This window comes from Vibrio sp. Y58_MX_L22 (assembly GCF_024181865.1).
Taxonomy (GTDB): Bacteria; Pseudomonadota; Gammaproteobacteria; order Enterobacterales; family Vibrionaceae; genus Vibrio; species Vibrio alginolyticus.
The window spans coordinates 541,788-556,165 of record NZ_JAMZAN010000002.1 but is presented as its reverse complement, the minus strand read 5'-3'; the positions used below and the strand labels follow the sequence as shown (position 1 = coordinate 556,165).

The following is a 14,378-nucleotide window of genomic DNA, read 5'->3' as shown; positions in this document are numbered from 1 at the left end:
CGCCATTCGCATATGATAGCGACCTTATAAAAATTAATCCTGTTCATAATTTAAGATGTCCCTGACTCATAAAGACTATTTTAAAATCGCATTTCCTTTCATCGTTTCTACGGTAACCCAACCATTATTGGGGGCGGTGGACACCGCGGTGATCGGTAAACTCGGTGTGGCTGAGATGATTGGTGGTGTAGCGATAGGCACCGTCATCATGAATACCTTGTATTGGCTGTTTGGCTTCTTCCGCGTCAGTACTACCGGGCAAAGTGCAATAGCATTAGGTAAAAATAGCCCAGAGGATCAAGCGAGCAGCTTATTCCGTCCTTTCGTGCTTTCGCTCTGCCTTGGCTTGATTTTCATTGCGTTGCAGTCCGTGATTTGGATGGGGGCAGAGCTGATTATCTCCCCTGATGCAGTTGTGGCAGAAAACGCTAAGATTTACTTCGATATCATGATCTTTGGTGCGCCATTTGTACTGCTGAACTACACCGTGATTGGTTGGTTGATGGGGCAGGCGAAAGCCAAAGAAACCTTGTTCACGCAAGTGTTTGGTAACGTGCTGAACATCGTGCTGGATATCGTCTTTGTGTTGTACTTCGATATGGGCATTGCTGGCGTTGCGGTAGCGACACTTATCGCGCAAATTTCGACGTTTGTTATTGGTGCGGTGCTGGTGTTGAAAACCTGTCGCTTCCCGCTGTTTGATTACATTCAGACCGCAAAAATGACGCGTAAAGATCTCAAAGTCATCGCGTCTTCCAATATGGATCTGCTGCTTCGTACTGTGTGTCTATTGGTGTTCTTCAACATGATGGCGCGTGTAGGCTCTCAGCTTGGTTCTGATGTGCTTGCTGCGAACGCAATCTTGATGCAAGTGACCTTTATCGTCAGCTACATGTTCGACGGTGTGGCGAATGCGTCGAGCGTCTTTGCAGGTAAAGCAGTAGGGCAGAAGAATAAGACATTGCTTGATAATGTGATTAAGCTAAACACGCAATGGACCGCGGCGTTCGTTGTTGTCTTGACCTTGCTGCTAGTGCAGTTCAAACACCAAGTGGTGTCGTTATTTACCACTTTGCCAAATCTTGTTGAGCTGTATTTGGACATGAGCCCTTGGTTATTGGCATTCCCGTTGGTTGCTGGTTTTGGTCTTACGTTTTACGGCATCTTTACCGGTACAGGGACGACGCGACCAGTGCGTAACTCTACCTTTCTAACCATGGTGTTGTTCTTAGTGACTCAATTTATTGCGGTGCAATATTGGGGCAACCACGGTTTATGGCTGGCATTCACGTTGTTCTACGTTGGGCGCTTTGTCTTCTTGTTTCCATACCTCGGTCAAGTTAAACAAAAGTGTCTTTAATACACACTGTCACAAATGACCTAACTTAGATGTTCTTATCACAAGGGGGGGGCTATCTGCCCTTGTTGATAAATCTGAAAAAGGTGATGAAATAACCTTTCCGACTGGTTTCCTTGCTTTAACCCGCATGATATTATTTGTGATGTTATATTATTACATTTAGTTTGATGCCGTGATTTCTCGACCAATACTCTCCGTTAATAATCTCAGCCTTACAGACTCAGAACGCACACTCTTCAAAGACATTTCTTTTGAGCTGTTTCAAGGTGAAGTTCTTGCCATTATGGGACCTTCCGGCATTGGTAAATCCATGTTGTCGAAAGCCGTCGCAGGTTTTTTGCCGTCTGATATTTGGGTAGACGGAAGTATCCAGCTTAACAGCAGTGAAGTCGCACAAACTGTCATGCTGCAACGTAGTCAATCGCAGCGTCCCGCGGTTATTTTCCAAGATGCACTTAAAGCGCTGAATCCATTGGCGTCTGTCGAGCAACAACTGTGTTTGGCATTGACGGGCAACAAAACACGCTTGTCTTCAGCAAACCGAGAAACGGTGACGACCTTGTTGTCTCAACTCGGATTTGCAGATCCAAAAGCAGCCTTAGCGCAGCATCCAAGCCAGTTATCTGGTGGTCAGCGCCAGCGTATTTGTATTGCGATTGCGTTGCTTGGTAGTGCCAATTTGATCATCGCTGATGAACCTACCAGTGCGCTCGATCCCATCACCGAAGCGGAGATCCTTGAGTTGTTCCGCAGCAGTGTTCAGCAACGCAGTATCAGTGGTTTGTTGATCACGCACGATCTGTCTGCGGCTTTGGCGTGTGACAAAGTCTTGGTGATTGCGGACAACACCATGGTGGCTTATGGCGCACCATGGCAAGCCATTCAGCAAAGTTCGCATCCTTTCTGCCAACAACTTGCGCAACTGCTGCCTTAACCTCATCTCTGGAGCCTATTTTGACTAAGCACAACTTGAGCGGGCACACGCAGCCTAAATCGGCGGAAGTTCGCTTTGAGCAAGCCAGTGTTCACTATTACTCCAAACCAAGTTGGTTAGGGGGCAAACCGTTTAAAGCGCTCGAACAATTGGATCTTGCTATCGACACAAAGAACATTGCGATTGTTGGTCCTTCTGGTGCGGGTAAATCGACCTTGATTGAGCTTCTGTTCGGTCTTCGTAAGCCCACATCTGGTGAAGTGTATGTGTGTGGTTATCCGTTATCGCGTAGCTCGGCTAAGCAGCGACAAGAGTTGTGTCAGCACATTCAGCTGATCCCACAAGAGCCGCAATCGAGCTTGAATCCTTATTACACCGTTCGCCAGATTTTACTGGAACCTTTGAGCAACATTGGTTTGACGCAAGAGCTCAACGAGAGGGTGGAAAAGGTGTTGGCGGATGTCGGTTTGGATCTCACATTGTTGGATCGTAACCCGCAGCAATTATCAGTTGGGCAAGCCCAACGTGTGGCTATCGCCAGAGCTTTGATTGTTGAGCCTTGCGTATTGGTTGCCGATGAGCCAACCAGCAGCTTAGACCCCGTCAGTCGTAAACAGATTCTCGACTTGTTGGCAGGCATTCAAAAGAGTCGTCAGATGCGCCTGATTTTGGTGACACATGACCTCGATGCGGCACAAACCCTATGCGATGAAATCCTAGTGTTAGACAAAGGACGCGTTGTCGAGCACGGCACAGCACAGAACGTGACAAATAACCCATCGCACTTGATCACGAGAGCCTTGATGAGCGCTCAACACAAAAGTAATGAATTCACAAAAACCATTGGAGAGGTTTCTTATGCACCTTAGTACTCCCAAGTTAGCTTTGTCGCTGGCTTTAAGCGCATTGCTGACGGGTTGTTTTGACTCTGGCGAAAGCAAGCCAGAAGCGGAAAAAGCAGCTGCACCGCAAGCAACGGAAATTCGCGTTGCCATGATGCAACCACCACGCACAGGTTTATCGCCACTTTCAGATGACGCGTTCAAACTGTCACGTTGGAGCACGGCAGAAACGCTGGTGAACCTTAACGATCAGTCGGTAGCAGAGCCTATGCTGGCAACAGAGTGGGAACAAGTTGACCCGATGACGTGGCAATTTACGGTACGTAAGGACGTGAAATTCCACGATGGTTCTGACCTTGATGCCAACGCGGTTGTGAACTCTCTGCAAAAAGCATTAGATGCTGCACCAAAGCCACGCATCTTGGACGGTATCGAATGGCAAGTTCGCGCATTGGACGACTTCACTGTTGAAATCAAAACGACCTTTAACGATCCACTGTTGCCAAGCCGTCTTTCTAGCCCACAGCTAGCGATCCTTTCTGGTGCTGCATATCAAGAAAACGGTCGTGTTGTGCCAATCAATGCGGGTACGGGTCCATTCGTTCTGACAGAAATCAACGGTACAACCAGCGCAAAACTGAAGCGTTTTGACGGTTACTGGGGTGAAAAAGCGAAAGTAGATAGCATTTTTGCGGAATACGTACCAAACGGTTTTGCTCGTGCTGCAGCGCTGCGTACCGGTGAGGCGGATGTAGTTGAAGCGGTTCCTGTTTCGCAAATCGCGATGATGGAATCTTCACAGCTGCACGAAGTCGCAATGCCGCGTACCAACACGCTTTATCTAAACAATAAATCAGACGTGTTTAGCCAGTTCGGGCTGCGTAAAGCAGCGGCTCAAGCGGTTAACCGTGAGCAAATCATCAAAACGGTTTACGAGAACCACGCCGATTCAGCGAAAGGTTTGTTAGGTCCTGCATTGGCATGGGCTCAACCAATTCGTGATGCGAACCCTCGTATGGAAACCATGGAAATGCGCCACGCGAACGGTGAGAAGATCACCATCGGTACATTTACCGACCGTGCTGAGTTGCCAGAAGTAGCGGTGCTATTAAAGCAACAACTTGAAGCGACTGGCTTTGTGGTTGAACTAGACGTTCGTGAATACGCACAAATCGAAAACGATGTACTAGCAGGTAAGTTCGATGCGTTCTTGTTGTCACGTGCAACGGTGCTGGATTCTGGTGACCCAGTGGCGTACATGCAAAGTGACTTTAGCTGTAAAGGTTCTTACAACCTAGGTCAGTTCTGCTCTGAAGAAGTGGACGCAGCATTGAAACACGCTGATCGTCAGCCGTTGGGTGAGAAACGCCAACAAGCGATCATCGAAGCAGAAAGCAAAATCCTTGAGCAATACGCTGTGATTCCACTGCTTCACGAGCGTGTAATCCAAGGTGAGAGTGATCGCGTGAAGAATGCACAACGTGACCCACGTGAGCGTCGCCTGATCGACCAGTTTACTGAGGTGAACTAACTCGATGTCGTCTGTTGCCAACATGCGTTCTCGTTGGAGCGCTTGTATGCCTGAATGGTTTACGCGTCTTTTGTCGCGCTTCCTGTCACTCGGGGTAGTGGTTGTGCTGGTGGGTTTGATGCCGGATATTGCAGGTATCGACCCAAGCCAATCAATCCTCCGTGCTCGTGCGGGTGCCCAACAATTGCTGACGGCAGAAGCTCTGCAAGCCATTCGAGAAGATCTTCAACTTGACCGCAGCGCTGCTGAGCGACTGTGGGATTGGTTGACGCTTGCCATGCAAGGTGACTTAGGTGTCTCTTGGGTGAGCGGCGCATCCGTGATGGAGAGCGTTCAACAAACTGCAAAAACGTCGCTACTATTGATGCTTACAGCGCTGGGCATGGCATTTGTAATGTGCATGGCGAGCGTGCTTTACACCGTGCGTCGTTGGCAACAGAATCGTTTAGACAAGCATCATGACACGCTCAGTTCGGTGTTGGTTTCATTGCCTGAATACGTGATTGCTTCGCTGCTGATCATGGTATTTTCCATCTGGTTGGGTTGGTTCCCGCCTTATGGTTGGCAAGGTGTACAAAACCTTTGGCTGCCCAGTTTGGCAATGGCATTGCCTGCTGCTGGCTTGTTCGGGCGCTTGCTCAATGACAGCCTCAAGCGTGTACTAGATGAGCCTTGGGTGATCACTTGGCTATCGGCGAACTTCAGTAAGTTTCAAATCTTACGCTTTGCCTTGTGGCGTGCCGTTAGTAACTTGATTCCTCAAATCGCAATGACGGTGATTGGTTTGACCGGCGGCGCGGTTGCTGTGGAGCAAGTGTTCTCCATTCCGGGTATCGGACGACTAATCTTAGGCGCAGCGAAGTCACAAGATCTGCCGATGCTGCAAGGTGGCTTGTTGGTGTTGCTGGTGTTCTCGATGTTGATCAGCAGTGCGAGCATCTTATTGCAACGCTGGTTACTCGGGCAAAGTGTCACAAGTGGCAAGCTGATCAGCAGTCACAGTACGTTCCGTTTTACCCAAAGCACCACCAAACGTATCGTCAGTGCCACAATTTTTACCTTGCTGATTGGTTGTGCGGGATGGGCGTTAATGCGCGATCCTTACACCATCCAATTTACCCGCCTTGAATCGCCAAGCTTAGCTGCCCCGTTTGGTGCCGATGCGGTTGGTCGAGATCTGCTTGCTCGTGTTGGCGGCGGTATGATGTCGACAATCAAAATGGGCATCATCGCAACCTTCCTTAGTTTGGTGATTGGTTTGCTGCTCGGCTTTGTGACTCGTTATAGCCAAGGCTTAATTGAGATCACCAAAGGTGTGCCATACATTGTGGCGGGTCTGCTGATTGCTGGTCTAACGGGGATGAACCCAAACAGCGCTTTGATTGCGATTGTTATGGTGTCATGGGCACCATTAGCGGCGCACTGCGCGAGCTTGTTGATGGAAGCCAAAGCGCAGCCTTATACGCATCTTGCGCCCATTTGGGGAACCAGTCAGTGGCGAGTACTCCGCTACTACTTGTTGCCTTATGTGCTGCCGCCATTGATTCGTCACGCGTTTCTGCGTTTGCCGTACATTACGCTCAGTCTGACTTCTCTGAGCTTTATCGGACTTGGCGTTAAACCGCCAGAACCTGAGTGGGGCTTATTGATTGCGGAAAACTTGCCTTACATCGAGCGCTCACCATTAGGTGTTTTGCTGCCAATTTCAGGCTTAGTTTTGATGGCAATTGCGGTGAATTTGATTTTTGATGACAAGTGACGAGCAGCGATAAAGTGAAGTGAGCGTCCATATCCAGATGTAATCAGTAATTTGGTAATTTAGAAAACAAAAGGATGTGTTTTCTGCCAGAAAGTACACAGCACGGTCTATGTATATTGGAAGCACCTATAAATTAACGAGTATAAAAGTTACGCGAACTCAGATGTTTAGGTAGTGTTACTCTTTATACACACGTAATCCTTTATCCGTTAATTCTTGAGTGACCACTTCGGATAGGTTTCGATCGGTAATAATTCCGTCCAATTGCTCGATGTCTAATGCATGAAAGCTCGCTATCTGACCGTATTTAGTTGAGTCTGAGATCAGATAATTGGTTTGTGCCGCCTTGATGATTGCTTTTTTAACGAGAACTTTATTTTCATTAGGTGTTGATAAGCCTTTCAAGCTCCAAGATGAAGTCGAAATAAAGGCGATATCAATATTTAGCCCATTCAAGAACTCTGCGACTTTTCCTCCAATGGTAGATTGGTTCTCGCGGTCAATTTTTCCCCCAGTGTGGTAAAGCTCACATTCACTGTGCGTCATAAGGAAAGCAGCAATAGAGAAGTCATTGGTGATCACTAAAAGATCATTACGATTTGCTATTTGATGGGCGATTTCTAGAGAGGTTGTTCCCGCATCCAAGTAAATCGTAGCGTCTTGACCAATTAACGTAGCCGCCAGCTTACCAATTTGAATCTTTTCATCCGCTTGTTGCTCGACCTTCGCATCATGGGAAAGTTCGGAATGTAGAGCTTGAGCAAGTTGCACTCCACCAGAAACAGAAACGACTTTACCTGAGGATTCAAGCTTCACGATATCACGACGAATGGTCATATGTGATACGCCAAGGTGGTCGGTTAAATCTGAAATGCTTAACACTTCTTGATGTGATAACAGGGATAATATGGTTCTTTGACGTTCTGCTGGGATCATAGTTTCACTTCTATATTCTTGTTTTTCAGTATCCTACCAATCTTTTCATTTGTTGTGAATATCTGTGAATTATGTTCTCAACGTTGTAAGAACAGCCTTCGCTTGTGTTAACTGCTCGGAATATCTCTGCCCATAAAGAGGTATATATCACGACATTGTTAATTTGTGTGAAAAAATGTGATTCAAAGCGAGGTCTTAGTATTAACCTTCACATATAATCACATCAACCAAACAAGAATTAACAAAGTTTAATAGACCAGAAGGCATTGTTTTTATGAGTGAAGTTCAATCTGTAGGTGTTATCGGTTTAGGCTCTATGGGAATGGGCGCCGCAAAGTCATGTGTGCGTGCAGGCCTAGATGTCTATGGTTTCGATTTAAATTCTCAAGCGCTTGAAGAACTAGGTTCATTCGGTGCAAAAGCTGTTTCTACGAATGCAGTTGAGTTTGCAGATAAGCTTGATTCGGTTCTAGTTCTTGTTGTGAACGCAGATCAAGTTAACACGGTCTTGTTCAAGACTGGTCTTGCTAAAGCGCTTAATCCGAATACGCCAGTAATGGTTTCAGCAACCATCTCAGCAGAAGACGCAAAACAAATTGAAGCGAAATTGGCAGAACACAACCTTGTGATGCTTGATGCACCGGTATCTGGTGGTGCTGCAAAAGCAGAATCAGGTGAGATGACTATTATGGCGTCGGGAGCGCAAAGCACATTTGATGCACTTGAACCAGTACTCAACGCAACGGCAGCTAAAGTCTACAACATCGGTGAAGCGATTGGCCTAGGCGCAACTGTGAAGATTATCCACCAATTGCTAGCAGGTGTTCATATCGCAGCTGGTGCTGAAGCAATGGCATTAGCGGCACGTGCAAACATTCCTCTTGACCTGATGTACGACGTGGTGACGAATGCAGCGGGTAACTCTTGGATGTTTGAGAACCGCATGAAGCATGTAGTTGATGGTGACTACTCCCCTAAATCTATGGTCGACATCTTTGTGAAAGATTTAAACCTCGTATCGGACACAGCAAAAGATCTCAAATTTCCACTTCCTCTATCAAGCACAGCACTAAACATGTTTTTGAGTGCAAGCAATGCTGGTTTTGGGCAGGAGGACGACAGTGCCGTTATCAAGATTTTTGATGGTATTGAGCTTCCAGGTGTAGAAAACAAACAGAAATAAGCGCACGTAAAACGGAGAAAAAATGATGTTATTAGGCGTTATCGCAGACGACTTTACTGGCGCAACAGACATCGCAGGTTTTCTTGTAGAAAACGGCATGCGCACAGTTCAGCTTAACGGTATTCCAAAAGAAGAGATTGATGTAAACGCAGATGCGGTCGTGATCAGTCTTAAATCTCGCTCTTGTCCTGTAGATGAGGCAATCGAGGATTCAGTAGCAGCGCTTAAGTGGCTGCAAGCAAATGGCTGTCAGCAGTTTTACTTCAAGTACTGCTCAACGTTTGACAGCACAGCAGAAGGTAACATTGGTCCTGTAACGGATGCACTGCTTGCAGAGCTAGGTGAAGCGTTCACCATTGTCTGCCCATCATTACCAGTGAATGGTCGCACAGTTTTCAACGGCCATCTATTTGTATTCCAAGACTTGCTAAGCGACTCAGGTATGCGTAATCACCCTGTGACACCAATGACTGATTCAAGCCTAGTTCGTATGATGGATGCTCAATCTCAAGGCAAATCTGGCCTGGTGAACTTCCAAATAATTGAACAAGGTCCAAAAGCGGTAATTGAGCGCTTTGAAGAGCTAAAAGTACAAGGCAACCGCTACGCAGTGGTTGATGCATTCAATGCAGAGCATCTTGTCACACTTGGCCAAGCGGCGAAGTCTCTAAAACTGGTAACTGGTGGTTCTGGTTTGGCTGCGGGTATTGCTAAGAACTGGATAGAGAGCCTTGAAGATCAAAGTGATGCGAAGCAAGAGGGGAACCCTAAAAAGGCACCAACCGTTGTGTTATCTGGATCTTGTTCTGTCATGACCAACCAACAGGTCGCTGTTTACAAAGAAAAAGCGCCACACTTTGCTATTGATGTGAAGGCGTGTCTGACGGAAGAAGACTACTCAAATCAAGTGTTTGATTGGGTCATGACCAACATCGAAAGCGAGTTCGCACCACTGGTTTACGCAACCGCAGATGCAGCGGCGTTAAAAGCGATTCAACAAGAGTTTGGCGCGCATGCTTCAAGTCACGCGGTTGAACAGTTCTTTAGCCAACTTGCAGTTAAACTTCAGCAGCACGGTGTGAAAAATTTCATCGTTGCGGGTGGGGAAACCTCAGGGGTTGTAACCCAAAGCCTAGCCGTAAAAGGTTTTCATATCGGTCCTCAAATCGCACCAGGTGTACCTTGGGTGAAGTCACTTGAAGGCGAGCTTTCTTTGGCTCTGAAATCGGGCAACTTCGGCGATGAACACTTCTTTGCCAAAGCACAGTCGTTTTTTGAATAGGTGACGTTGTGATGAATAAAGAATTGATGACAGAACAACAACTGCGAGAGCAAATGGTCACTATGGCTCGCTCTATGTTTGAACGTGGCTATGCGACTGGCGGCGCTGGCAACCTTTCTCTAAAACTGCCTAATGGACACTTTCTGGCAACGCCAACTGGTTCTTCGTTCGGCCGCTTGATTGCTGAAGAGCTTTCGGTTGTGGATATTGATGGCAACCATATCTCTGGTGAAAAGCCATCAAAAGAAGTGGCTTTTCATCTGGCGATTTATCGAAATAACTCAAAGTGTAATGCGATTGTGCATCTACATTCTACTTACTTGACGGCGCTTTCTTGTCTTGAAGGTTTAGATCGCGAGAATGCCATCAAAGCTTTCACACCTTACTTTGTAATGCGCATTGGCGAACTGCCAGTGATTCCGTACCTGCGCCCGGGCGACCCTCAGATTGCTGAAGAACTTGCGCAGCGGGCAAGTGACTACCGAGCTTTCCTCCTGGCGAACCATGGTCCAGTGATCACGGGTAAGGACTTTGAAGATGCAGTGGATAACGCAGAAGAGCTAGAAGAGACAGCGAAGCTAGCGTTCATTCTTAAAGACAGCAACATCCGCTACTTAACGGATACTGAGATTCAAGACCTAAAAGGGAGAGGTAAGTAATGGCTAAATTCGCGGCAAATCTGACAATGTTATTCACAGAAGTTCCTTTTCTAGATCGTTTCGAAAAAGCACACCAAGCGGGCTTCAAAGCGGTGGAATACCTTTTCCCATACGCATTCGAAGCGCAAAAACTAGCAAGCAAGATACAGCAGTTTGGTTTTGAGCAAGCGTTATTCAACATGCCTCCAGGTGATTGGGATGCAGGTGAACGAGGTTTTGCAGCTATTCCGGGGCGTGAGGATGAATTTAAAACGAGCGTCGAGACTGCTCTGATGTACGCCAAGGCACTGAACTGTAAAAAGGTTCACGCTATGTCTGGCATTGTTGATTCTCGCTTCACTCGTGATCAGCATATTGAAACCTTTATCTCAAACATTCGTTATGCAGCGGATAAGTTTGCCGAACAAGGTGTTGAGCTGATGATTGAGCCACTCAACAATCGCGATGTACCGAACTACTTTGTTGCACATCAGCGTGAAGCGGTGGAACTCATCAAACAAGTGGCTCGTCCAAACGTGAAATTGCAGCTCGATCTCTATCACGCACAAATTATGGACGGTGATCTGAGTACGTTGATTCGCGATGTGGCGCCATACACAGGCCATATTCAAATTGCTTCTGTGCCTGAAAGGCACGAACCATCGGAAGGCGAACTGAATTACCCACACCTATTCAATGTTTTGGATGACTCTGGTTACCAAGGCTGGATCGGTTGTGAATACAACCCAAGGCATAGCACGCAGCTGGGCCTTAGTTGGGTTAAACCATACCTATAACAATTTTAATTTCTATCCATAAATAACTTGAAACCAATTACAAAAACAAAGGGTCGTGACTATGAATATTATCATAACTGGAGGGGCGGGTTTTCTCGGAACCCTACTTGCCAAATCACTACTAAAAGAAAACAAAGCTGAAAGTATTACTATTGTCGACATTCAAAAGTCGCGCTTAGAGGGCATTGATGACCGAGTCGTTTCTTTAGTCATGGATATGACAAAGCGAGAAAATATAGACCAAGTTATTACTGCCGAAACGACACACATTTTTCATTTAGCGGCAATTGTATCGAGCCATGCTGAGCAAGATTTTGATTTAGGCGTAGCTGTAAACCTGACGACCACACAGTTATTGCTTGAGCGTTGCCGTAAAGTAAACCCTAATATTCGTTTTATATTTGCTTCATCTTTAGCTGTATTTGGTGGTGATCTTCCGGAAACGATTACACCAATAACAGCACTTCATCCTCAGTCATCCTACGGGACGCAAAAAGCTATAGGTGAGTTATTGGTGAACGACTATGCCCGTAAAGGCTTTGTTAAAGCTGTATCCGTACGTTTACCGACTATTTGTATTCGCCCTGGGAAACCAAACCTTGCCGCTAGCTCTTTCGTAAGCGGAATTATTCGTGAGCCTTTGAATGCTCAAGAATCAAATTGTCCTGTAGACCCTACGCTAAAACTTTGGATATCGAGCCCGTCTAGAGTGGTGGACAATATTCAATATGCAGGGCTAATGCCTTATGAGCAGTTAAATAATCTGTCCTATAGAACGCTTAATTTACCTGGTATTCAAACTACACCAGCTGAGATGATTCAAACAATGGACACTCTAATGGGTAAACAACTTTCTAATTATATTACCTATGAGCATGATGCGGGTATTGATCGTATTGTGAGTAGTTGGCCACAAAAAATTGATTGTACTAAAGAACTGGAGCTTGGATTTAAAGCAGACAGTAATTTCAAGGATGTATTACAACAATTTATTTCTGTTAACAATATGGAGATTGTCTAATGTTACCAACCTCAGTAATTGGACTAATAGTAGCCGTATCAGTCCTTGTTTTTCTTGTGTTACGTACAAAAGTACATGTGTTAATTGCGATGTTAATTGCGGCATGTATCGCAGGTATTATTGGTGGGTTAAGTGTTGACGACACGATTGCGACCGTTAGCAAAGGATTTGGTGGAACATTAGGCGGTATAGGGATTGTCATCGGTCTCGGCGTTATGATGGGGGCTATTTTAGAGGCTTCTGGAGCAGGAGAAAGTATTGCCTATAATTTTATAAAGTGGTTAGGAAAAAAGAAAGAAGAGGCCGCTCTTGCTGTAACTGGCTATATTGTTAGCATCCCAATCTTTGTGGATAGCGCGCTTATCATTCTTTATCCAATAGCGAAGTCTTTGTCAAAAACGTCCAATCGCTCGATTTTAACGCTTACGGTTGCTCTGGCGGGCGGCTTGGTCGTAGCGCATCACGCTATTCCGCCGACTCCAGGGCCTTTGGGAGTTGCTGGTATCTTTGGTGTCGATCTTGCCAGCATGTTAGGTTTTGGTTTGATGATCGCAGCGCCTTGTGTCATGGGTATTGTTTGGTATGCAAGATGGTTAGAAAAACAGTTTCCTGAATTCATTCCAACCGAACATTTCTCGAAGTCTAGTGAGCAACTGATTAATGATCACAAAGAGTACATTGCAAGTAAAGAAGCGAAAGACCTACCATCTTTAAGTAAATCTATCGCTCCAATTATTATCCCTATTTTACTTATACTTGCGAAATCAGTGATGGGTTTATTAGAGGGGACTTTCGGTTTCGAAGGGCTGACTGCAACAACATTTGGTCAATTTATCGCTTTTATCGGCAGCCCTACTATTGCACTATCAATAGCGACGTTATTAGCGGTTTACACTTTGGGTAATAACCTTACCAAAGAAGAAGCGAATGAAAAGATGGAACAAGGAATCTCCACTTGTGGCATCATTTTGTTAGTAACAGGAGCTGGTGGCGCGTTAGGTGCCGTATTGCGTGAAACGGGTGCGGGCGCAGAGATTGCTAACCAAGTTGCAGGGCTTCCTATTTCTGCGGTTATGATTCCATTTATTATTGCGACGTTAGTTCGTATTATTCAGGGCTCTGGTACAGTCTCCATGATAACCGCTGCTTCTATATCTGCCCCAGTTTTAGTAAATATTCCTGACGTTAATCTTTTATTCGCAGCGACGGCAGCTACGATGGGATCTCTATTTGCTGGCTACTTTAATGACTCGCTATTCCATATTGTTAATCGACTAATGGGGGTGACCGAGGTTAAGAAACAACTCATTATTTGGACTATTCCAACAACAATTGCTTGGGCTATTGGTGGTTCATTAGTCATGATTCTTAACTTATTCTTCGGATCTCATGGTTCAATCTTTGATCCCGTGTTACCACTTGCTGTACTTTTGGGGTGTGTTGCATTTACAAAATCTTACAGCGCTAAGCACGTCGAATTACAAGAGGTATAAAGGTTTACTTGTACTCTTCCATAAAGTAAAAACCTATCACAACATGTATTTTTATCAGATGGTTTAGAGATTGTTAATAATATGAACGGCCCTATGTTTGGGCCGTTTTAGTTCTTATAAATAAACTATTTAACTTGAACCGATATAGGTTCCATTTTCAACTTAATTAATATGATATGGAATTGTTATTTCCCGCTTAGTAAGCGATTACATATAAAGGATATATTCGAGTTTAACCCTAGTGATTTTACTCTAGCGAAGTAGGGTTACTTTATATAAGAGTCCAGTACTTTTAATACGACTTCCATATCTTTTTCACGTTGAGTTTTGTCTTCCTCAAGTACAACGTGCTCAAGTAAGTGGCCTTTAATTACTTCTCGCATCAAACCATTTACTGCTCCCCGAATAGCGGCAATCTGCTGCAACACATCTTGGCATTCATGCTCTTCTTCCAGCATTTTTTTAAGTCCGTTCACCTGACCCTGTATTTTACTGACTCGAGTGTTGAGCTTCTTTTGATCTCTGGTTGTATGCGACATGTCTTATCTTCTTTACGTTACGGGCCGAGTTATTCTAACTGATAATGTAGCACTCAATTTATA

Annotated in this window: 13 protein-coding genes; 11 read left to right on the top strand and 2 right to left on the bottom strand. The window is 45.5% G+C overall.

Features of this window, described 5'->3' with window-relative positions:
- The first annotated feature begins 55 nt into the window (after positions 1-55).
- From NL626_RS07585 to NL626_RS07565, 5 genes are all read left to right on the top strand, one after another.
- Positions 56-1,360: an MATE family efflux transporter gene (locus NL626_RS07585; protein WP_203345619.1), complete on the top strand. Its 1,305-nt coding sequence runs from the start codon at positions 56-58 to the stop codon at positions 1,358-1,360.
- A 172-nt stretch (positions 1,361-1,532) separates the two neighbouring features.
- Positions 1,533-2,294 carry an ATP-binding cassette domain-containing protein gene (locus NL626_RS07580; RefSeq protein ID WP_213897562.1) on the top strand — a complete coding sequence of 254 codons (762 nt, stop codon included), beginning with the start codon at positions 1,533-1,535 and terminating at the stop codon, positions 2,292-2,294.
- A gap of 20 nt (positions 2,295-2,314) precedes the next feature.
- On the top strand, positions 2,315-3,163 hold the full coding sequence (locus NL626_RS07575; RefSeq protein ID WP_086047266.1) for an ABC transporter ATP-binding protein: 849 nt from the start codon (positions 2,315-2,317) through the stop codon (positions 3,161-3,163).
- On the top strand, positions 3,153-4,667 hold the full coding sequence (locus NL626_RS07570; RefSeq protein WP_253657182.1) for an ABC transporter substrate-binding protein: 1,515 nt from the start codon (positions 3,153-3,155) through the stop codon (positions 4,665-4,667). Before NL626_RS07575 ends, NL626_RS07570 begins: the two co-directional genes overlap by 11 nt.
- Positions 4,668-4,713: 46 nt before the next feature.
- Positions 4,714-6,426 carry an ABC transporter permease subunit gene (locus NL626_RS07565; RefSeq protein ID WP_253657181.1) on the top strand — a complete coding sequence of 571 codons (1,713 nt, stop codon included), beginning with the start codon at positions 4,714-4,716 and terminating at the stop codon, positions 6,424-6,426.
- A 177-nt stretch (positions 6,427-6,603) separates the two neighbouring features.
- Here NL626_RS07565 and NL626_RS07560 read toward each other — a convergent pair whose 3' ends face one another.
- Positions 6,604-7,362, bottom strand: coding sequence for a DeoR/GlpR family DNA-binding transcription regulator (locus NL626_RS07560; RefSeq protein WP_005375354.1), 759 nt, complete (start codon positions 7,360-7,362; stop codon positions 6,604-6,606).
- Between the two features lie 274 nt (positions 7,363-7,636).
- Here NL626_RS07560 and ltnD point away from each other — a divergent pair, with 274 nt between their 5' ends.
- From ltnD to NL626_RS07530, 6 genes are all read left to right on the top strand, one after another.
- Positions 7,637-8,545 carry an L-threonate dehydrogenase gene (gene ltnD / locus NL626_RS07555; protein ID WP_054574451.1) on the top strand — a complete coding sequence of 303 codons (909 nt, stop codon included), beginning with the start codon at positions 7,637-7,639 and terminating at the stop codon, positions 8,543-8,545.
- Positions 8,546-8,570: 25 nt separating this feature from the next.
- Positions 8,571-9,827, top strand: coding sequence for a 3-oxo-tetronate kinase (otnK, locus tag NL626_RS07550; protein WP_253657199.1), 1,257 nt, complete (start codon positions 8,571-8,573; stop codon positions 9,825-9,827).
- 11 nt (positions 9,828-9,838) lie between these two features.
- Positions 9,839-10,486: an aldolase gene (locus NL626_RS07545; RefSeq protein WP_253657180.1), complete on the top strand. Its 648-nt coding sequence runs from the start codon at positions 9,839-9,841 to the stop codon at positions 10,484-10,486.
- The gene (gene otnI / locus NL626_RS07540; RefSeq protein WP_017635261.1) at positions 10,486-11,262 is read left to right on the top strand and encodes a 2-oxo-tetronate isomerase; all 777 of its coding nucleotides are present in this window, start codon (positions 10,486-10,488) and stop codon (positions 11,260-11,262) included. The genes NL626_RS07545 and otnI overlap by 1 nt, the downstream gene beginning before the upstream one ends.
- Positions 11,263-11,323: 61 nt before the next feature.
- Positions 11,324-12,283, top strand: coding sequence for a D-erythronate dehydrogenase (denD, locus tag NL626_RS07535; RefSeq protein ID WP_253657179.1), 960 nt, complete (start codon positions 11,324-11,326; stop codon positions 12,281-12,283).
- On the top strand, positions 12,283-13,776 hold the full coding sequence (locus NL626_RS07530; RefSeq protein WP_005375369.1) for a GntP family permease: 1,494 nt from the start codon (positions 12,283-12,285) through the stop codon (positions 13,774-13,776). Before denD ends, NL626_RS07530 begins: the two co-directional genes overlap by 1 nt.
- Before the next feature lie 266 nt (positions 13,777-14,042).
- Here the strand turns inward: NL626_RS07530 and rcnR are convergent, their stop codons facing one another.
- Positions 14,043-14,315: a Ni(II)/Co(II)-binding transcriptional repressor RcnR gene (gene rcnR, locus NL626_RS07525; RefSeq protein ID WP_005375370.1), complete on the bottom strand. Its 273-nt coding sequence runs from the start codon at positions 14,313-14,315 to the stop codon at positions 14,043-14,045.
- Positions 14,316-14,378 lie beyond the last annotated feature (63 nt).

Bases quoted from the DNA above. Each gene is read 5' to 3' on its own strand.
- NL626_RS07585 (WP_203345619.1), top strand. From the start codon at position 56: ATGTCCCTGACTCATAAAGACTATTTTAAAATCGCATTTCCTTTCATC.
- NL626_RS07570 (WP_253657182.1), top strand. From the start codon at position 3,153: ATGCACCTTAGTACTCCCAAGTTAGCTTTGTCGCTGGCTTTAAGCGCA.
- rcnR (WP_005375370.1), bottom strand. From the start codon at position 14,315: ATGTCGCATACAACCAGAGATCAAAAGAAGCTCAACACTCGAGTCAGT.
- NL626_RS07545 (WP_253657180.1), top strand. From the start codon at position 9,839: ATGAATAAAGAATTGATGACAGAACAACAACTGCGAGAGCAAATGGTC.
- denD (WP_253657179.1), top strand. From the start codon at position 11,324: ATGAATATTATCATAACTGGAGGGGCGGGTTTTCTCGGAACCCTACTT.
- NL626_RS07530 (WP_005375369.1), top strand. From the start codon at position 12,283: ATGTTACCAACCTCAGTAATTGGACTAATAGTAGCCGTATCAGTCCTT.
- ltnD (WP_054574451.1), top strand. From the start codon at position 7,637: ATGAGTGAAGTTCAATCTGTAGGTGTTATCGGTTTAGGCTCTATGGGA.
- NL626_RS07560 (WP_005375354.1), bottom strand. From the start codon at position 7,362: ATGATCCCAGCAGAACGTCAAAGAACCATATTATCCCTGTTATCACAT.
- otnI (WP_017635261.1), top strand. From the start codon at position 10,486: ATGGCTAAATTCGCGGCAAATCTGACAATGTTATTCACAGAAGTTCCT.
- NL626_RS07565 (WP_253657181.1), top strand. From the start codon at position 4,714: ATGCCTGAATGGTTTACGCGTCTTTTGTCGCGCTTCCTGTCACTCGGG.
- otnK (WP_253657199.1), top strand. From the start codon at position 8,571: ATGTTATTAGGCGTTATCGCAGACGACTTTACTGGCGCAACAGACATC.